Here is a 17,571-nt window from a genome sequence, read left to right on the forward strand (position 1 = left end):
GTCATCCCTCCCTCAGCCAGCGTCGCCACTCGCTGTCGGTGAACGGCTCGTGGCCCTTCGACGGCAGGCATGCGTCCGGCGTCTGCGGCCCGGGCGGCGGAACCACGGCCCGGGTCAGATAGTGCACGGCCAGATCGCGGGTGGGGTCGTAGAGGCGCGTGCCGGCCGGCGGGTCGCCCGCGACGAACGGGGGAGCGTCGGTGTCGGGGTGAAGGAACTGGGGCGGCGTGCAGGGCTGGGTGTAGGCGAACCCGGTCGTGTCGGTGATGTACTCCCACTCCCCGCGTGCCGGATGGGCTGCGTCCCGACCGAGTCCGTGCCTGTCGAAATCCCAGCAGTGCCAGGCGTACCCGCGATCGCTGTCCAGGTTGAAGTCGCTCTGCGGGAATTCGTCACCGCTCTCGCCCGCCATGATCGTGACCAGGTACGTGCTGTAGTCGATCGGACCACCGAGGTGCTTGTCCTGAGGCAGCAGATCCTCAAGCTCGGAGAAGGTCTTGGCCGGAGACCCTGCGTCCGAGAGGCGTTCCCGCGCCTCGTCGCTGCCCGGCAGCCCGGACAGCAGCAGCCGGCTGTCCTGCATGACCAGGTAGGGCCCGACATGGGTCCGCGAATCCTCCCGCGGGACCCCGTCGCCCTTCTGGTTCACCAGGGGGTAGCGCCACGGCGCGACCCACTCGCTGGGCTTGAACTCGGTGGCGTCGCCGGCATACGGCAGGCGATGGGTCAGCCCGAGGGCGGACGTGATGTCGATGTCCGAGACGTCGTCCGGGTCGTCGCGCACGATGTTGCGCGGGTAGCCGCGGTCGATCCCGAACGAGGCGCCCGAATGCAGGCGGCCGGACGGTTCGGTGATCACCATGGCCTGCACGCCCGTGCCGGTAGGGTCATCCAATGCGGAGGCGATGCTGAACGACCCGCTCGCCGCACCGAGGGTGACCAGGCCGCCGTCGATCTCCTCCGGCTTCGGCATGAGGAAGCCGGACATCACGAGCGCGCGCCGTGCCAGCAGGTACAGGTTCCAGAGCGGCACGACCAGGCCGTAGTAGAGCGCTTCCCGCGCGGGGAAGGTGAGCGGGTCCAGGATCAGCCCGGGCAGGATCGTCGCCAGCCAGAGGGCGACCTGCGCGAGGTACACGGCCCACGCGAACAACGCGAGCAGCAGGTCGAGCAGAGTGAACGAGTCGTCGTCGTCCACATCCGCGCCGTTCGAGTCGCTCACTCCGCTGCCGCCGCCGCCGGGCGGGGTGGGGAAGGAGTGGTCGGTGAACACGTCCGGCGGTTCCGGCGCCTGCGGGCTGAGCGCGTCCTTGCAGGTGATCTTGAGGTACCCGTAGACGATCGTCCACATCTGCGCCATGGCGTCGGCGTTCGGACGGCCGTCCGGCAGGCCCTGCGCATCCGTCTCCGAGTACGGCGGATCCTGGCTCAGGATGCGCGGGCCGTCCGGGTGCACGAGCGCCATCGCATCCGTCAGCGCCTGGACGAGGTGATCGGGGAGCCCCTCGGTGTCCTGGTCGAAATGGGCCCGGCGATGGGCGGCGCCGTTCGGCCCCTGCGACGTGTCGTATGCGGGGAATCCGGTGAAGTAGTCGAACCGCGGACCGTCGGCCCGGCCGGCGTACGGGGCGTCTCCCCGGTGGACGAAGGCGACGCGGAAATGCAGCGCGCTCAGGCCGAACTCCCCGTAATACGGGCCGCCGTTGACGGCGTCGTAGTTCTGGCTGTCGATGTGGCTCTCCACCAGGTGGTGCCGCTGCCAGTGGTCGCGGTACGGTCCGCCGGTCTTCGCGTTCGTGAACGCGTGGCCGGTGACGTCCGTGCCGCAGTGCGTCATCCACCCCACCGCGAAGGCCAAGCGCGCCTCCGCATCGTGGCGCTCGTCGTCGGTGGTCGCCGCCGCCAGCGCGTCGGAGGCCTGACGGTAGAGCACGTGGGCGAACTGGTAGGTGCGCCGGTAGTGGAAGGTGTCCGCCCAATAGAAGTCGGCGTTCCCGTAGCCCTGAGGCGCTCCCGAGGTGAGGACGCCGAACCAGTCGCCCATCGTCGCCAGGAGGCCCTTGAAGGCGGTCATCACAGCGGAGGTCAGCTCGTCGACGATCTGCCCGAGCTGGGCGGACAATCCGCCGGTGAGCTGCGACGCGAGCTGGGAGTTGTTGGTGGAGATCGGATCGATCCACTTCTCCCACTTCGCGACGAACTCCTCGTCGACCACGTCCCAGACATCGATCACCCACTGGATGACCTGCCGGATGACGACACCTTTGGTTCCCGCGAAGTCGGGGAGCATGTAGAAGAGGTCGGGGCCGAGCGCTCCGAGGGCGAGGTAGTTCCGCCAGGTGTGGCAGAGTTCGCCGACGCGCTGGGCCTCGGCGGCGTCGACCCCCCACCCGGGCGGGACGTTGCCCGCACGTAGCCGTTCGGCGGCCTGGTGGGCCACCTCCATGTGCACATACCAGCCGGGCATGGCCGCCCCCTCAGCAAGCGCGCGCCGGCCGGCGCGTGCTGGATCGTGGCCAGGCTAGCCCCGGGACCGCAGGCGTGGCTAGGCGGCTGTCGTTAGAGAGAAAGTCCGGCCGGATCACAAAACTTTTCCTGCAATATCGCGCAATTTGCTTCGCAGGCGATTACAGTGTTGGCATGGCGTTAGAAGCAGTCACCTCCGAGAAGGGCCGGACCACCCTGGCCACCATCGCGCAGGAGGCTCACGTCTCGATTTCGACCGTGTCGAAGGTGCTGAACGGCAAGAGCGGTGTCTCCGAGTCCGTGCGGGCGCAGATCGAGGGTCTGCTGCACGACTACGGCTACAACCAGCGGACGGCCAAGCAGGCCATGCGCCCCCTCATCGAGCTGGTGTTCTATGAGATGGAGTCGCCGGGGGTCTACGAGGTGATCAAGGGCGCCGAGCACGTCGCGCGCGCGAACGGCCTCGGTCTCATCGTGACGCAGAGCGGCAATCGGCTGCATCCCGCCGATGACTGGATCGATGACGTCGTGCGGCGCAAGCCCCTCGGGGTCGTGCTGAACTGCTCGGATCTCACCGCCTCCCAGAAGCGCCAGCTGCGCACACGGAACATCCCGTTCGTCATCCTCGACCCCTCGGGCAGCCCCGCCCCGGATGTGCCGTCGATCGGGTCGGCCAACTGGTCGGGCGGCCTGCTGGCCACCCGGCACCTGATCGAGCTCGGCCATCGCGACATCGGCATCATCACGGGGCCGGCCGACATGCTGTGCTCCCAGGCGCGGCTCTCGGGATACCGCTCCGCCCTCGATTCCGCCGGCATCCCCTTCCGTCCCGAACTGCTCGTGCCGGGCGAGTTCCTGCAGAGCGACGGGATCACGGGAGGGAACAGGCTGCTCTCGCTGCCGAATCCGCCGACCGCGATCTTCGCCGCCAGCGACCTCCAGGCGCTCGGCGTCTACGAGGCCGCGCGTGCGAAGGGGCTGTCCATCCCGAACGACCTCTCCGTGGTCGGATACGACGATCTCCCGGTGGCGCAGTGGGCGGGACCCCCGATGACGACCATCCGCCAGCCCATCGTCGAGATGGCCGAACAGGCCACGAATCTCGTGCTGCGTCTCAGCTCGGGCGACGCGCCCGAGAAGGTGCGCGTGGAGCTCGCCACGGATCTCGTGGTGCGGGCGAGCACCATGCCGCTCGCCCGCTGAGGGTCGAACAAAGGCTCCCGCGCAGTGCGCGGGAGCCTTTTCCGTGCGCACACCAGTTTACGAAATTTTCCTATTTAGTTGAGATAGTTGACAACGGATTTATCGCGCGAGTACCGTCACAATCAGTTGCAGATCCGCGGCACCAACCGATGGTCGAGGAAGACCTTCTCTCGGATTCTCTCTCCTCGTCCGCCGGCTCCTGCCGTCCCCCAGATGCACCCGAGATTCCTGCACATCCCGGTGCGCCGCTTCCCCCGATCGGGCGAAGCCGTTGTCGCCGGGTCCCGGTCACACAGCCGTGACCGTCGACTCACGAGGAGTAGAAATGTTCCGCACTTCATCAGCGAAGCGGTTGCTTCGTGCGAGCGTCGTCGCCGCAGTCACCGGCGTGGCCGCTCTGTCCCTCGCCGCCTGCAGCGGCTCCGCAGCTCCGTCGGCCGGTTCGGCCACATCGGGCGATGTCACCTGGTGGGGCTGGACCCCGCAGCCCAACAATGCGGCGGCATACATCGCCGAGTTCAACAAGAAGTACCCGAAGATCCACGTCACCTACAAGCAGGTGACGATCGATGGCTGGAACGCGGCGCTGCGTCCTGCTCTCGCGTCATCCAATGGGCCCGATGTCTACAACATCTCGCCCGGACAGTACATGACGGCGTTCGCCGGGTCGGCGATCGACCTGAAGCCCGCCGTGGAGAAGGCGCTCGGCAGCGATTGGAAGTCCAAGCTCGCGCCCAACGACGTCGCCGGGCTCACCACGAAGGCCGGCAAGCTCGCAGCGGTCTCGGTCGGATCCACGTCCGCCGGTTCGCTGTGGATCAACGCCGACCTCTTCAAGAAGTACGGGCTGAAGCCTCCGACCACCCTTTCCGAGTGGAAGGACGTGTGCTCCACCTTCAAGCAGCACAACGTCGGCTGCTTCGTCCAGGGCGTCGGCCAGGTGGCGTTCGACCAGGACACCCTGCAAGCCATCGCCGACAGCGTCTCCCCGGGCGTCTGGACCAAGGCCACCAAGGGCGAGGTCAAGTGGACCGACCCGGTCTTCGTGAAGACCCTCGACATCTGGAAGTCGATGTTCGACGACGGCATCTTCGAGGACGGCGCCCTCGGCGTGCAGCAGTACCCCGACGCCAGCAACGACTTCATGGCGCAGAAGTACGCGATGGTCATGATGGGCACCTGGTACATGCAGTACGCCACGCAGGACGGCATGTCGGCTGCGATCTCGGCGGCAGGTGTCGGAAACCCCGTGAACTTCCCGATCCTGCCGGTCAGCTTCCCCGACGTCGCGGGCAAGGGGCACCCCGCCACCCTGTTCGGCGACTCCGACTACGGGCTGGCCGTCAACGCCAAGTCCAAGCACTCCGCGGCCGCCACCACCTTCGCGGTGTGGCTCGGCACCTCCCAGCAGGGACAGCAGGCGATCGCGAACGGCCTGAACGACATCCCGTCGCTGAAGGGCGTCAACCCGGAGTGGGATGCGATCAAGCTCGTCGACCCCGCCACCCAGAAGCCGGCGCTTGTCGAACTGGCCAAGCAGGCGACCTCGTCCTCCGAGCCCCGGCTCGAGACGGTCAGCGCCAATCTGCAGACGGCCATCGGCGTCGCCGCCACGACCGTCGCAGCAGGCAAGGCGACTCCGGCTCAGGCGGCCCAGACGCTGCAGCAGACGGCGGCCTCCCTTCCCCACAACTAGAGCCCCGGACAAGGACACTCACGTGGCTCTCACCAACCTCCGAACAGCCCCCCGAGTACGAGGAAATCCCCCGCTTCCTCGTGCCGGGGGGCGCCCCCGCCGGTCGCAGCACATGCGGCCCTCGGGACTCCCGTGGATCCTGCCGGCGCTGGCGCTCGTGATCGGGGTGCTGTACTACTCCGTCGGCTACACCGGTTACATCTCCACCCTGACGTGGAACGGCACGGATCTCGAGAAGCTGAACGTCGGACTGAGCAACTACGCCACCGCGCTCAGCGACCCGGTGTTCTGGAAGGCCCTGACCAACACGGCTGTCTACTTCATCGCGACCTTCGTCGTGCAGACGGCCCTCGGGGTGTTCTTCGCCCTGGTGCTGCACTCCCGGGTCCGCCTCGGGACGCTGTACAAGATCATCCTGTTCGTCCCGGTGGTCCTGGCGCCGGCGGTGATGGCGCCGGTGTTCCGTCAGATCTTCGCGGCGGACGGCCAGCTCAACTTCGTGCTCGACCACATCGGCTTGTCCGGACTCGCCCAGCCGTGGCTCGCGCAGTCCGAGACCGCCCTTCCCGTGATCATGGCGATCACCGTCTGGGAGTGGACCGGACTGACGTTCATCCTCTATTACGCGGCCATGGGCCAGATCGAGCCGGAGATGATCGAGGCGGCGCGCCTCGACGGCGCGGGCAACGTCCGGATCGTCTGGGACATCGTGTGGCCGAGCCTGCGGGGGACCACGACCGCGCTGCTGATGCTCAGCGCGATCAGCGCGTTGAAGACCTTCGACATCCCGTACCTCGTCACCGGCGGCGGCCCGAACTACGCCACCGAGTTCCTCGGAACCCTCATCTACCGCCAGTCCATCCCGCAGAGCAACGTCGGCTACGGCGCGGCGCTGTCGGTCCTCCTGCTCATACTCGCCCTCGGCCTCGCGATCGTGCTCCAGGTCGCCGGCCGGGAGAGGAAGCGCTGATGTTCATCGAGACGCGCCGACGCCGGTCGCGCATCATCCTGCAAGTGCTGATCACGATCGCGGTCGTGCCGTACCTGTTCCCGCTGGTCGCCATGGTCCAGGGTTCACTGAGCGGAGAGGGCTGGACGAACTACGCGAAGGTGCTGGCCGTCCCCGGCTTCATCCTCTTCTTCCGCAACAGCGCGATCATCGCCTTCATCACGATCGTGCTCGTTCTCGCCGTGACGATGCTGGCGGCGTTCGGGTTCTCGAAGCTGCACATCCGTGGGCGCGAGATCTACTTCTGGGCGCTCCTGGCCTGTCTCACGCTTCCGGAGGTCGTGCTGCTGACGCCGCTCTTCGTCACGGCGAGCACGTTCGGCCTCTACAACACGTACTGGTCGGTCATCATCCCGCTGGCCGCCCTGCAGGTGCCGTTCGCCGTCCTGCTGGCGCGCAACTTCGTCAACGGCATCCCCGACGAGCTGTTCGAGGCGTCGCGGGTGGACGGCGCCAACGTCTACCAGGCGTTCTGGCACGTGATCCTCCCGCTGACCCGGCCGATCCTCGCGTCCATCGTCATCATCACGCTGATCGCCGCGTGGAACGACTACCTGTTCCCGCTCGTCTTCCTGCAGGACACGAGCACCCAGACCGTCACCCTGATCCCGCAGTTCTTCGTCGGCCAGTTCACCAACGACCAGACGAAGGTGCTGGCCTCGGCCGTGATCACCGCCATCCCCGAGGTGGTCGCCTACCTGTGCCTGCAACGGCTATTCGAGCGCGGCCTCGCCGCCGGGGCGCTCAAGTAGACCGCACCCACCCGTCCACCCGTCCCTTCGACCGTCCACCCACCTTTCCTTAGGAGAACCATGCCTCTCATCAGAGTCGACCTCGACCGCGCGCTGTTCGACAGCAAGCACGAAGAGCTCAGCCGCGAGATCCACCAGGCGCAGATCGACGCCCTGGAGATCCCCGCCGACGACAAGTTCCAGACATTCCACCCGCACGACGCGAACGAGATCAAGTTCGACCCGACCTACGGAGGCGTCGACCGGCGCAGCCTCGTGATCATCCAGATCCTCATGGTCCGGCGCTACACCGTGGAGATCAAGCGGGCCCTGTACCGCGCTCTCATTACGCGCCTCGAAGCGATCGGCGTCCGCCGGGAGGACATCCAGATCGGGATCGTCGAGAACTACTACGAGGACTGGTTCGCCGGCACTCTCGCCGACTGACCGATCCCGGAATCCGCCGGCGCGCCCGGCACCGACAAGAAGGAGTCCCCCTCATGAGTTTCCCCTCTCCCGTGTCCGTCCTGTTCGTCGGAGGCACCGGCACCATCAGCGCCTCCAGCGTGCGCCGAGCGGTCGTCGACGGAATGGACGTGACCGTCCTCAATCGCGGCAACAGCGGAGCCGGGCTCCCCGATGCCGTGACCCGGCTCACCGCGGACATCCACGACCGCGCCTCCGTGGAGGAGGCTCTCCGGGGCCGCACGTTCGATGCGGTCGTCAACTTCCTCTGCTTCACCGCGGACGACGCGGCCACGTCGATCGAGCTCTTCCGGGAGCGGACGAAGCACTACGTGCACATCAGCACGGCCTCGCTCTACGGGAAGCCGGTGCTCCAGGTCCCGATCACCGAGTCCACTCCCGTGCACAACCGCTTCGTGGCGTATTCGCGGGCGAAGATCGCGGCCGAGAAGACCTTCCAGCGCGCCCACGAGGAGTCCGGCTTCCCGGTGACGATCGTGCGCCCCTCGCACACGTACGACGACTCGAATCCTCCCCTCCCCGGCGGCTGGAACGTCGTGGACCGCCTGGCCCGCGGTGCTGCCATCCCGGTGCACGGCGACGGGACCTCGCTGTGGACGCTCACCCACGCCGACGATTTCGCTCAGGGACTGGTCGGGTTGCTGGCCAACCCGCGCGCGATCGGCGAGATCTTCCACATCACCAGCGACGATGTGTACACCTGGGACCAGATCTACACGATCGTGGCCGAGGCGCTGGGCACGACGCCGAACCTCGTCCACATCCCCTCGGAGATGTTCACGCTGGCGGCGCCCGAGTGGGGCTGGTCGGAGCTCTACCTCGGCGACCTCGGCCACAGCGCGATCTTCGACAACACGAAGATCCGGCGCTTCGTGCCCGGTTTCGCCCCGCGCCTCACCTTCCACCGATCGGTGCTCCGGATGCTCGCCTGGCGGGAGCAGCATCCCGAAGCCGCGGTCTCCGACGCCGAGACCGAGGACATCCTCGACCGGATGACGGAGGGTTACGACCGCTCCCGCGCGGTCTTCGCATCGCTGGCACCGGCCGCCGCCCGGCTGTCCGCCTGAACGCCTGAACGGCAAGGAAGGACATCATGACCGCCTCCACCATGCGCGCCAGCGTGCTGCACTCCGCCCACGACGTCCGGTTCGAGACCGTCCCCGCCCCCGAACTCGGCCCGGACCAGGTCCTCGTCGAGATCGCGGCGGTCGGGGTGTGCGGCTCCGACGTGCACTACTTCCACGAGGGGCGTATCGGCGACTTCGTCGTGGAGGCGCCGATGATCCTCGGACACGAGGCCAGCGGGACCATCGTCGCCACCGGCTCGGCCGTCCCCCGCGACCGCATCGGCGAGCGCGTCTCGATCGAGCCGCAGCGCGCCTGCCGGGTCTGCGACCAGTGCAAGCACGGCCGCTACAACCTCTGCCGCTTCATCGAGTTCTACGCGACTCCGCCGATCGACGGAGCGTTCGCCGAGTTCGCCGTCATCCAGGCCGACTACGCCTTCCCCATCCCCGACTCGATGAGCTTCGAGGCGGCGGCGCTCTGCGAGCCCCTGTCGGTGGGGATCTGGGCCAACCAGAAGGCGGGCACCGGCCCGGGGTCCCGCATCCTCATCGCCGGCGCGGGTCCCATCGGCATCGTCGCCGCCCAGGTCGCCCGGAGTTTCGGCGCCACGGAGGTGATCGTGAGCGACCCGGTCCAGGAGCGTCTCGACGTCGTGCTCGAGTTCGGGGCCACCCGCGTGCTGAATCCTCTGACGGACGACGTGGCCGCCCTCGACCTCGACGTCGACGCCTTCATCGACGCCTCCGGCGCGGGTCCGGCCGTGAGCGCCGGCATCCTGAACGTGCGGCCGGCGGGACGGATCGTGCTGGTCGGGATGGGGAAGCCGGAGGTGACGCTGCCGGTCTCCCGCATCCAGAACCGTGAGCTCGTGCTGACGGGGGTGTTCCGCTACGCGAACACCTGGCCCCTCGCCATCGAACTCGCCTCCACCGGCCGGGTCGATCTGGATGCGCTCGTCACCGGCCGCTACGGACTCGAACACGTCGAGGCGGCGCTCGAGTCCGCCACTCAGGCGACGACGCTGAAGAATGTGGTCCTGCCGCAGCTCGGGCATCCCGGGAGGTGAGAGGCGGCCGGGGCTGCTCGCCGACGAACGGGCCCGCGGTCCTGTCCGGCGTCCGGTGCGGGCGCGTCCGGGCGTACTCCATCCGCGAAGTATCGCAAGAATAGGGACATGACCGCCGCTGATGCCCTCCTGAGCCGTTTCGTCCGTGCCGTCGACCGGGAGGGGCTGGGCGCCTACGGCGTCCATGCGCTCGTCGGCGACGAGGAGGCGCAGCACCGCTGGCGCAGCGACGACCGGGTCAACCTGTACTCGGTGTCGAAGGGGGTCAGCGCCCTGGCTGCCGGGATCGCGGTGGACGAAGGCATCCTGACCCTCGACACGACCGTCGCCGAGGCCCTCCCGCAGCTCCAGCTCGGCGAAGGGGTGGAGCGGGTGACGCTGCGCCAGCTGCTCACCATGTCGAGCGGCATCCCGTTCCAGTGGTTCGGCGACCAGCCGGTGCCCGGACCGGACCTCGCGCAGGAGATGCTGCGGCACCCCACCCGCGGTCCCGGCGAGCACTTCCTCTACACCGACTCCAGCACCTACGTGGCGATGCGGATGCTCGGCGCGGCCGTCGGCGACGTGCGCGACTGGCTGCTCCCGCGGCTCTTCGGCCCGCTGGGCATCGACAACCCGCAGTGGATGCGCTGCCCGCTCGGCTGGATCGTCGCCGGCACCGGCCTCGAGCTCCGCACCGAGGAGCTCGCCCGGATCGGCCGGGTGCTGCGCGACCGGGGCGAGTGGAAGGGCGCCCGGATCGTCAGCGCCGCGTGGATCGACGGGATGCACAGCCACTGGACGGAGACCGGCGAGACCGGCTCATCCGAGCACTACGGGATCGGGACGTGGGAAGGCCCCTCGGGCCTGTGGCGCTTCGACGGACGCTACGGCCAGTACGTCGTGGTGGATGACGCCCACGACGCCGTCCTCACGGTCACGGCTCACGAGGAGTTCCGCACCGGCCGCCTGCTGGAGGTGGCGCACGAGGCGCTGCTCGGCTAGGCGACCCGGGGGAGCCCGCTACCGCAGGTCGCGCCCGGCGAGCTCCTCCAGCAGCCGCACGCCCAGCAGCTCGCCGAGCGCCGGGCCGAATCGGGCGAGGGCCTCGCGGTGGAGGTCCGCCGACGCGTCGAGCACCGGTGACGGAGTCGCGGTGGAGCGCGCCAGCGCCGCGACCGCATCCAGCTCTTCGACGACCCGGTCGACGCCGAACGTCGCCAGGTAGTCGCCCTGGAACACCTGCGGCACCTGACGGCTGAGGGCCGTGCTGCTGCCCGCGCTCTCGGCGAGAAGCGCGTGCAGGTGCTGCGGCGCCAGCCCGTTGGCCTCGCCGATGAGCAGCGCTTCGCCCGCCGCGGCCGCGTTGGCGAACCACAGCGCGTTCGCCAGCAGTTTCACGATGTGAGCGTCACGCGGGTGCGGACCGCAGACGCGCATCCCGTCGCCCGTGGCGAGCCTGCTCAGGATGGGCCTGGCACGGTCGACGGCGTCTGGCGCGCCGCCGAGGTAGAGCGTGAGGGTCCCGGCGGCCGCGGCGTCCGGACCGCCGCCCATCGGAGCCGCGACCGCATCGATCCCTCGCTCACTCGCGTCGGCGGCCAGGGCGGATGCCCGCGACGGGTCCCCGGAGGTGAGGTCCAGCCAGAGCGCTCCCTCGGGCAGGGCGGGGAGCGCCTGGCGCATGGCCGCATCCAGTTCGTCCGGTCCGGGGAGCACGGTCACGAGCACGTCGCTCGACGCGGCGAGGGCCGTCACCGAGTCGATCCAGGTCGCACCGCTGCGCTCCACGGTCTCGCGGCGCGTCGGATCGAGGTCGAAGGCGGCGGCGCCCAGGGATGCGAGCCGGGCGAGCACCCCGGAGCCCATCCGGCCGACGCCGACGACGCCGATGTAGGGGCTGGGCGCGGACGACGAGGGAGGCACCCGTTCACACTGGCACAGGCGCACGTTGCGCTCCAGGCGCGCCATGTGGCGGGTCCGAAAGGCCGGTGCTCGCGGACGCGTGAATCAGCGGCGGCCCGGGCCGACGTCCATCCCGAGCGCCGCGCGGTTCTGGCGCGCGAACGCGGGGTTCACGGGCCGGGCCGCCACGGCGAGAGTGCGGAGGATGGGGCGTGGCACGTGGCGGAGCGAGCCGGACCAGTGCCGCTCCTGCTGCACCGATCGAGCGAGCTCGTTCATCGTGATCGGCTCGCCGGCGATCTCGATCGTCCGACCGCGGGAGGCGGGATCCCGTGTGGCACGGACCACGGTGTCCGCGACCTCGGCCGCAGAGACGAACGGTATCGGATTGTCGCCCCGGCCGAAGACGAGAGGGCGGCCGGAGGTTCCGGCGGTGTCCGTGAGAATCGCCCGCCAGGTCTCGAGGTAGGCGGGTGCTCGCACGATCGTCCCGGGGACGGTGCTCGACCGCAGGTACTGCTCGGCGGCGTACTTGGCGCGGAAGAGGTCGAGCGGGTGGTCCGGCGCGGCGCCGCTCACCGACATCAGCACGTACTCCGCTCCGGTCGCCGCTGCGGCGTCGATGAGGTTCTCGTTCCCCCGCTCGTCGATCTCGTGCGGGCCGGCGCCGCGGCCGCCCAGGAAACCGTGCACGGCCGAGACGACCACGTCGGCTCCCGCCACGGCCGCATCCAGCTCCTCTCGGCGCCGTACATCGGCTCCGGCCACCTCGACGGCCGGGCCGAGCAGCGCCGTGGCGCGGTCGACATCCCGCACGAGCACGACGACGCGCTCGCCGAGGGAGAGGAGGCGGGTGACGATGAGGCGTCCCAGCAGTCCGCTCCCCCCGGCCACGACGATCATGGCGCGCTCTCGTGCACCTGCGTCGCGACCGCCTGGTCGACCGTCGAGGACGACTCGTCGACGGGTTCCAGGTAGAAGCGCGCGGAGACCGCGCGATCCCCTTCGAGGGTGAACACGATCACTCCGCGCATGAGATGGGCCGTGCCGTCGAGGCGCGTGCCCGTCATCTCCCACTCGGACCAGACGTCGTCCCCGTCGGCCGCCTGGCGCAGGATCGCGGCCTGGATGTCGGGGACGAAGGCGAAGATCCGGCCCCAATTGCTGCGCACCTGCGCGGTGCCGTCGAAGTCGCGGCCGGGATGCGCGGGCGTCTCGTTCCGGTAGCCCGGCGCGAAGCAGTCGACGAGCGCGTCGAGGTCGTGGCGGTTCGTCGCCTCCCGGAGGCGGTCGAGGAACCCGGTTGTGTCTCTGGACATTGCTGCCTCGATTTCGTTACAGTCATCTGTAACTATTTCGAGTATGGGGCGTGGGATGGCGGGCGTCAAGCGGCAATACGACAGCGGGGCGCGGCGTGCGCGGGCGGAACAGGTGCGGACGCGCATCCTGGAGCACGCGCGGGACATCCTTCTCGCGGACGGGTACGCCGGGCTCTCGATCCCGGCGGTGGCCCGTGCCTGCGAGATCTCGGCCGAATCGGTCTACAAGCGGTTCCCCGGGCGCGCCGCGCTGACCCGCGCGGTCGTCGAGGAGGCGCTGCGCGGGCTCGGGCCCGTAGCCGCGGAGAGCCGATCGGACACTCTCCCCGCCGACGACCTGCCCGCACTCCTCGACGGATGGGGGCGGCTCACCGCCGAAGTCGCTCCCCGCGTCGCGCCCGTCCTGCTGCTGGTCGACGCCGCCGCGGTCCACGACCCCGAGCTGGCGGAGCTCGCCCGCAGCCTCGCCGACGAGCGGCGAGCCCGCATGGGCCGGAACGCACTCCGCCTCTCCCAGGCGGGGCGCCTGCCCGCGGACGTCTCCCTCGACCGCGCGACCGACGTCCTGCTCGTCTACAGCTCGCCCCAGCTCTACGACATGCTCGTCGTCCGTGGCGGGTGGGGACTCGACGACTACGCCCGATTCGTCAGCGCGGGGATCGCTGCCCACCTGTCGGCGGGGCCCGGACGACCAGGGGTAGACCGCTCACTACGATAGGCGCATGGCAGTCGATACCGAGTCGAGACAGCAGACCGAGGTGCGGCGCCAGCGGGCGCTCACGGGCCTGGGGATCCTGGACACCGCACCCGAGGCCCGGTTCGACCGGGTGACGCGTCTGGCTCAGCAGCTGTTCGGCGTGCCGATGGTGAGCATCACCCTGCTCGACGGGGACCGGCAGTGGCGCAAGTCGCAGCTCGGCCTCACGGAGGAGGCCGCCCGCGAGGGGGCTTTCTGCGACGCCACGGTGCAGCAGGATGCGGCCCTCATCGTGCGGGACGCGTCGGAGGATGCGCGGTTCCGGGAGAACCCGTTCGTCCTCGGCGACCCGCACCTCCGCTTCTACGCCGGGGAGCCGCTCCACGTCGCCGGAGGGGAGGCGGTGGGGACGCTGTGCGTGCTCGACACGGTTCCCCGCGAGCTGACGCCGGAGCTGCAGCTGGTGCTGCGTGACCTCGCCGACTGGGTGCAGGCCGAGCTGGAGCGCGATGACGAGCTGGATCGCGCGGCGATCGCCCAGAAGGGTCTGCTGCCGCGGCGGAAGCCCGCGGCGCCCGGGTACGAGGTCGCGGCGGCGTGCGAGCCGTCGCGCGGCGTCTCGGGCGACTTCTACGACTGGTACGACGTCGGCGACGACTTCTGCGTGACCGTCGCCGACGTGATGGGCAAGGGGATGGCCGCAGCCATCGTCGCCGCGTCCGTGCGCACCGCGCTGCGGAGCGCCATGGACCTCGCCGACCTCGAGGCGTCCGTCGAGACGGCCTCGCGCGTGGTCGAGGAGGACCTCGACCAGCTGTCGACGTTCGTCACGCTGTTCCACGCGCGCGTGCATCCCGGCGGCGGCATCGACTATGTGGATGCGGGCCACGGACTGGCGCTCATCGTCCGCGACTCCGGTGGTTTCGAGCGGCTCGACGGCGGTGCGCTGCCGCTGGGCATCCCCTCCTTCGGGCCGCGCGCACCGCAACGCGCGCAGCTGGGCCCGCGCGACGCGCTCCTGTGCGTCAGCGACGGCATCCTGGACGCCTTGGGCGGGGACCACTCGCTCACCCGGCTGGAGGCGATCGTCCGCGGCTCCGCGACGGCTGCGGGCGCGGTCTCGCGGATCGTCGGCGCCGCGCGGAACGGGGTCCCCATCGACGACATGACGGCCGTACTGGTGCGGAGGAGCGCCTGATGCGGCCGGTGCTGCTGCGCGTGATCGGCCTGCTCGCCGTGCTCGCGGGCCTCGACTACGTCGTCTGGCGCTGGCTCGCCTCCGTCAACTGGGAGGCGTGGTGGATCGCCGTGCCCCTGGTGATCGCCGAGACGTACAGCCTGGTCGACACCTTCTTCTTCGCGCTCACGATGTGGCGGGTCCGGATCCGCAAGGGGCCCGACGCGCCGGCGGCCGGGACCGCGGACGTCTTCATCACGACCTACGACGAACCCGTCGACCTGGTGATGACCACGGCGTCCGCCGCTCAGCGCATCCGCTACCCGCACACCACCTGGGTGCTCGACGACGGCGCGCGCCCGGAGATGCAGGCGGCCGCAGAGCGGCAGGGTGTCGGCTACATCACCCGGACCGACGACTGGACGGACAAGCCGCGGCACGCGAAGGCCGGCAACCTCAACAACGCGCTGTTCCAGACCGAGGGCGAGTTCCTGCTCATCCTCGACGCCGATCAGATCCCGCAGCCCGAGATCCTCGACCGGACGCTGGGCTACTTCGCCGACCCCGAGGTCGCGCTCGTGCAGACCCCGCAGTACTTCTCGAACGTCGACGAGGCCGACGTGCTCGGCAACCAGGCGCCCCTGTTCTACGGGCCGATCCAGCAGGGCAAGGACGGCTGGAACGCGGCGTTCTTCTGCGGCTCGAACGCCGTGCTGCGGAGGGATGCGCTGATGCAGCTGGGCATCTCCGGCTACGTCCGGGATGTCGAGAACACCGTCCGCACGTCGCTGCGGGCGGCCGAGCGGATGCTGGCGAAGGCCGCGCGCTCGGCGCGGACCGACCCCGAGGCGGCGGGCCTGGTGGCGCAGCTGCGCGAGCACGTGCGCGCGGCCTCCGAGAGCCTGCGCGCCGGAGTCAGCGTCGGCGAGGTCACGTTCCGGCTCCGGGAGGACGTGGATGCGGTGTCCCGCGCCGCCGTTCGCAGCCACCTGACCTCGGTGGAGGAGGACCTGGCGGCCATCGCGGAGCTGCCCCTGCAGGCGGACTCGGAGCTGCCCGCGTTCGTCGTCGACGAGGCCGCCTTCGAGCGGCTGGCCGAGCGTGACTGGTCGCCGCTCGGCGCGATCGAGTCGGTCCAGAGCATCACCGAGGCGCTCGCGGTCGACCGCCCCGATGAGGCTCAGCCGGTGATGCCGATGGCCACGATCTCCGTGACCGAGGACATGGCGACCGCCATGCAGCTGCACGCGAACGGGTGGCGCAGCGTCTACCACCACGAGCTCCTCGCCACGGGACTCGCGCCGGAGGACCTCGGCACGATGCTGAAGCAGCGGCTGCGCTGGGCCCAGGGCACCATGCAGGTGATGCTCAAGGACAACCCCCTCCTGAAGCGCGGACTCGACGCCGGCCAGCGGCTGATGTACTTCGCCACGATGTGGAGCTATCTGGCGGGCTTCGCGGCGGTCGTCTACCTGGCCGCACCGGCGATCTACCTGCTCGCGGGAGTGATGCCGGTGACGGCGTGGAGCGTCGACTTCTTCGCCCGGTTCATCCCCTACTTCGTGCTCAGCCAGTTGATGTTCCTGGTCGGGGCCCACGGCATCCGGACCTGGCGGGGTCAGCAGTACGCGCTCGCGTTGTTCCCGCTGTGGATCAAGGCCTGCTGGACCTCCGCCGCCAACGTGTGGTTCAAGCGGCCGCTCGGCTTCGTCGTCACCCCGAAGGAGCGGAGGGGACGCGCGCCCATCCCGTGGCGGGAGATCTGGCCGCAGCTGACGGCGATGGTCGTCCTGGTCGTCGCCGCGATCGTCGGTGTGCTGCGGGTCATCGCCGGGACCGCCGACGGCGTCGGTACGCTCGTGAACACGGTGTGGGTGGTCTACGACCTCGTGGTGCTCAGCATCATCCCGCGCGCGGCCCTGTACCGAGGGCCGGCCGCCCCAGCCCTCGAGAAGGAGAGCCCGCTGTCATGAAGATCACGTCGAGCGTCCGCCCGGACGGCGTGGCCGTGCTGGTCGCGGAGGGCCGCATCAACATGGTCACCGCGCCGGAGCTCCGGCGCGAGGTCCAGGAGCTGGTGAACGGCGGCAACGCCCGCGTGGCGGTGGACCTGTCCGGCGTCGAGTTCATCGATTCCTCGGGTCTCGGCGCGCTGGTCAGCGGCCTGAAGACCGCGCGCACCGCGGGCGGCGACCTCCGCCTCGCCTCCGCCTCGGAGCAGGTGTCGAGCGTGCTGCGCCTCACCAACCTGGACCGCATCCTGCGCATCCACCCCTCCGTCGACGACGCCTACCGTGACTGAGCCGTTCCGCGACTCCTTCCGGGCCCCGGCCGACCCGGAGACGATCGACCGGGTGCACGAGATGTTCGAACGGCTCGCCGAGCGCCTCCCGGACCTCCCGGAGCAGGTGCGCGGCGGCTTCGAGCTCGCCGTGGTCGAGGTGGTCACCAACGTGGTGATGCACAGCAGCGACGACCGGCCGGTCCGGGTCGAGCTCGCGGTCCGCAGCACGGAGCACGGTTTGGAGGCGGTCGTCACCGACGACGCGCCGCCCGCTCCGGTCGATCTGGACGGCGCCGCCATGCCCGACCCGGAGGAGCTGGGGGAGTCGGGCCGCGGGCTCGCCCTGGTGACCCTGCTCGTCGACCGCTTCGAGCACGCCGCCCTGCCGGACGGCAATCGCTGGCTGCTCGCCGTCGGCTGACGCGTGGCCGACCGCATCGCTGGCCCGCGCCAGGTCGGTCGTCGGCTCGCGCGCGCTCGGGCGA

17 protein-coding genes are annotated in these 17,571 nt (G+C 69.8%); 13 read left to right on the forward strand and 4 right to left on the reverse strand.

Annotated features, from left to right (window positions below; translation table 11 throughout):
• Nucleotide 1 precedes the first annotated feature (1 nt).
• A complete protein-coding gene (locus ACR9Y5_RS01470; RefSeq protein ID WP_481296281.1) occupies nt 2–2,467 on the reverse strand; it encodes a zinc dependent phospholipase C family protein in 2,466 nt (821 codons plus the stop codon).
• A 173-nt stretch (nt 2,468–2,640) separates the two neighbouring features.
• Between ACR9Y5_RS01470 and ACR9Y5_RS01475 the strand changes: the two genes are divergently transcribed.
• The 8 genes from ACR9Y5_RS01475 to ACR9Y5_RS01510 all read left to right on the forward strand — a co-directional run bounded on the left by ACR9Y5_RS01475 (nt 2,641) and on the right by ACR9Y5_RS01510 (nt 10,709).
• Nucleotides 2,641–3,669 (forward strand): LacI family DNA-binding transcriptional regulator, encoded by a 1,029-nt coding sequence (locus tag ACR9Y5_RS01475; RefSeq protein ID WP_481296282.1) that lies wholly within the window; start codon nt 2,641–2,643, stop codon nt 3,667–3,669.
• A 325-nt stretch (nt 3,670–3,994) separates the two neighbouring features.
• Nucleotides 3,995–5,365 (forward strand): ABC transporter substrate-binding protein, encoded by a 1,371-nt coding sequence (locus ACR9Y5_RS01480; RefSeq protein ID WP_481296283.1) that lies wholly within the window; start codon nt 3,995–3,997, stop codon nt 5,363–5,365.
• 112 nt (nt 5,366–5,477) lie between these two features.
• Nucleotides 5,478–6,335: a carbohydrate ABC transporter permease gene (locus tag ACR9Y5_RS01485; protein ID WP_481296284.1), complete on the forward strand. Its 858-nt coding sequence runs from the start codon at nt 5,478–5,480 to the stop codon at nt 6,333–6,335.
• Nucleotides 6,335–7,126 (forward strand): carbohydrate ABC transporter permease, encoded by a 792-nt coding sequence (locus ACR9Y5_RS01490; RefSeq protein ID WP_481296285.1) that lies wholly within the window; start codon nt 6,335–6,337, stop codon nt 7,124–7,126. The genes ACR9Y5_RS01485 and ACR9Y5_RS01490 overlap by 1 nt, the downstream gene beginning before the upstream one ends.
• Before the next feature lie 60 nt (nt 7,127–7,186).
• Nucleotides 7,187–7,552, forward strand: coding sequence for a tautomerase family protein (locus ACR9Y5_RS01495; RefSeq protein WP_481296286.1), 366 nt, complete (start codon nt 7,187–7,189; stop codon nt 7,550–7,552).
• A 53-nt stretch (nt 7,553–7,605) separates the two neighbouring features.
• Nucleotides 7,606–8,658, forward strand: a complete 1,053-nt coding sequence (locus tag ACR9Y5_RS01500) for an NAD-dependent epimerase/dehydratase family protein (RefSeq protein WP_481296287.1) — start codon at nt 7,606–7,608, stop codon at nt 8,656–8,658.
• A 26-nt stretch (nt 8,659–8,684) separates the two neighbouring features.
• Nucleotides 8,685–9,725, forward strand: a complete 1,041-nt coding sequence (locus tag ACR9Y5_RS01505) for an NAD(P)-dependent alcohol dehydrogenase (RefSeq protein ID WP_481296288.1) — start codon at nt 8,685–8,687, stop codon at nt 9,723–9,725.
• 108 nt (nt 9,726–9,833) lie between these two features.
• Entirely contained in the window at nt 9,834–10,709 is an 876-nt protein-coding gene (locus tag ACR9Y5_RS01510; RefSeq protein WP_481296289.1) for a serine hydrolase domain-containing protein, read from the forward strand.
• Between the two features lie 18 nt (nt 10,710–10,727).
• Here the strand turns inward: ACR9Y5_RS01510 and ACR9Y5_RS01515 are convergent, their stop codons facing one another.
• The 3 genes from ACR9Y5_RS01515 to ACR9Y5_RS01525 are packed head-to-tail and all read right to left on the reverse strand — an operon-like array spanning nt 10,728 to nt 12,928.
• Nucleotides 10,728–11,675: an NAD(P)-dependent oxidoreductase gene (locus ACR9Y5_RS01515; RefSeq protein ID WP_481296290.1), complete on the reverse strand. Its 948-nt coding sequence runs from the start codon at nt 11,673–11,675 to the stop codon at nt 10,728–10,730.
• Between the two features lie 39 nt (nt 11,676–11,714).
• Complete coding sequence (locus tag ACR9Y5_RS01520) at nt 11,715–12,512, reverse strand: SDR family oxidoreductase (RefSeq protein ID WP_481296291.1); 798 nt, start codon at nt 12,510–12,512, stop codon at nt 11,715–11,717.
• Complete coding sequence (locus ACR9Y5_RS01525; protein ID WP_481296292.1) at nt 12,509–12,928, reverse strand: nuclear transport factor 2 family protein; 420 nt, start codon at nt 12,926–12,928, stop codon at nt 12,509–12,511. Before ACR9Y5_RS01525 ends, ACR9Y5_RS01520 begins: the two co-directional genes overlap by 4 nt.
• A gap of 55 nt (nt 12,929–12,983) precedes the next feature.
• Here ACR9Y5_RS01525 and ACR9Y5_RS01530 point away from each other — a divergent pair, with 55 nt between their 5' ends.
• Genes ACR9Y5_RS01530 through ACR9Y5_RS01550 form a run of 5 tightly spaced genes read left to right on the forward strand, consistent with a single transcriptional unit; the run spans nt 12,984 to nt 17,507 of the window.
• On the forward strand, nt 12,984–13,646 hold the full coding sequence (locus ACR9Y5_RS01530) for a TetR/AcrR family transcriptional regulator (RefSeq protein ID WP_481296293.1): 663 nt from the start codon (nt 12,984–12,986) through the stop codon (nt 13,644–13,646).
• A 4-nt stretch (nt 13,647–13,650) separates the two neighbouring features.
• Nucleotides 13,651–14,823 (forward strand): PP2C family protein-serine/threonine phosphatase, encoded by a 1,173-nt coding sequence (locus tag ACR9Y5_RS01535; protein WP_481296294.1) that lies wholly within the window; start codon nt 13,651–13,653, stop codon nt 14,821–14,823.
• A complete protein-coding gene (locus ACR9Y5_RS01540; RefSeq protein ID WP_481296295.1) occupies nt 14,823–16,775 on the forward strand; it encodes a glycosyltransferase family 2 protein in 1,953 nt (650 codons plus the stop codon). Before ACR9Y5_RS01535 ends, ACR9Y5_RS01540 begins: the two co-directional genes overlap by 1 nt.
• Nucleotides 16,772–17,104: an STAS domain-containing protein gene (locus ACR9Y5_RS01545; RefSeq protein ID WP_481296296.1), complete on the forward strand. Its 333-nt coding sequence runs from the start codon at nt 16,772–16,774 to the stop codon at nt 17,102–17,104. The genes ACR9Y5_RS01540 and ACR9Y5_RS01545 overlap by 4 nt, the downstream gene beginning before the upstream one ends.
• Nucleotides 17,097–17,507 carry an ATP-binding protein gene (locus tag ACR9Y5_RS01550; RefSeq protein WP_481296297.1) on the forward strand — a complete coding sequence of 137 codons (411 nt, stop codon included), beginning with the start codon at nt 17,097–17,099 and terminating at the stop codon, nt 17,505–17,507. The genes ACR9Y5_RS01545 and ACR9Y5_RS01550 overlap by 8 nt, the downstream gene beginning before the upstream one ends.
• Nucleotides 17,508–17,571 lie beyond the last annotated feature (64 nt).

It is taken from the genome of Leifsonia sp. KNZ13-11D (assembly GCF_056754895.1).

Bases quoted from the DNA above. Each gene is read 5' to 3' on its own strand.
- ACR9Y5_RS01470 (WP_481296281.1), bottom strand. From the start codon at position 2,467: ATGCCCGGCTGGTATGTGCACATGGAGGTGGCCCACCAGGCCGCCGAA.
- ACR9Y5_RS01475 (WP_481296282.1), top strand. From the start codon at position 2,641: ATGGCGTTAGAAGCAGTCACCTCCGAGAAGGGCCGGACCACCCTGGCC.
- ACR9Y5_RS01480 (WP_481296283.1), top strand. From the start codon at position 3,995: ATGTTCCGCACTTCATCAGCGAAGCGGTTGCTTCGTGCGAGCGTCGTC.
- ACR9Y5_RS01485 (WP_481296284.1), top strand. From the start codon at position 5,478: ATGCGGCCCTCGGGACTCCCGTGGATCCTGCCGGCGCTGGCGCTCGTG.
- ACR9Y5_RS01490 (WP_481296285.1), top strand. From the start codon at position 6,335: ATGTTCATCGAGACGCGCCGACGCCGGTCGCGCATCATCCTGCAAGTG.
- ACR9Y5_RS01495 (WP_481296286.1), top strand. From the start codon at position 7,187: ATGCCTCTCATCAGAGTCGACCTCGACCGCGCGCTGTTCGACAGCAAG.
- ACR9Y5_RS01500 (WP_481296287.1), top strand. From the start codon at position 7,606: ATGAGTTTCCCCTCTCCCGTGTCCGTCCTGTTCGTCGGAGGCACCGGC.
- ACR9Y5_RS01505 (WP_481296288.1), top strand. From the start codon at position 8,685: ATGACCGCCTCCACCATGCGCGCCAGCGTGCTGCACTCCGCCCACGAC.
- ACR9Y5_RS01510 (WP_481296289.1), top strand. From the start codon at position 9,834: ATGACCGCCGCTGATGCCCTCCTGAGCCGTTTCGTCCGTGCCGTCGAC.
- ACR9Y5_RS01515 (WP_481296290.1), bottom strand. From the start codon at position 11,675: ATGGCGCGCCTGGAGCGCAACGTGCGCCTGTGCCAGTGTGAACGGGTG.
- ACR9Y5_RS01520 (WP_481296291.1), bottom strand. From the start codon at position 12,512: ATGATCGTCGTGGCCGGGGGGAGCGGACTGCTGGGACGCCTCATCGTC.
- ACR9Y5_RS01525 (WP_481296292.1), bottom strand. From the start codon at position 12,928: ATGTCCAGAGACACAACCGGGTTCCTCGACCGCCTCCGGGAGGCGACG.
- ACR9Y5_RS01530 (WP_481296293.1), top strand. From the start codon at position 12,984: ATGGCGGGCGTCAAGCGGCAATACGACAGCGGGGCGCGGCGTGCGCGG.
- ACR9Y5_RS01535 (WP_481296294.1), top strand. From the start codon at position 13,651: ATGGCAGTCGATACCGAGTCGAGACAGCAGACCGAGGTGCGGCGCCAG.
- ACR9Y5_RS01540 (WP_481296295.1), top strand. From the start codon at position 14,823: ATGCGGCCGGTGCTGCTGCGCGTGATCGGCCTGCTCGCCGTGCTCGCG.
- ACR9Y5_RS01545 (WP_481296296.1), top strand. From the start codon at position 16,772: ATGAAGATCACGTCGAGCGTCCGCCCGGACGGCGTGGCCGTGCTGGTC.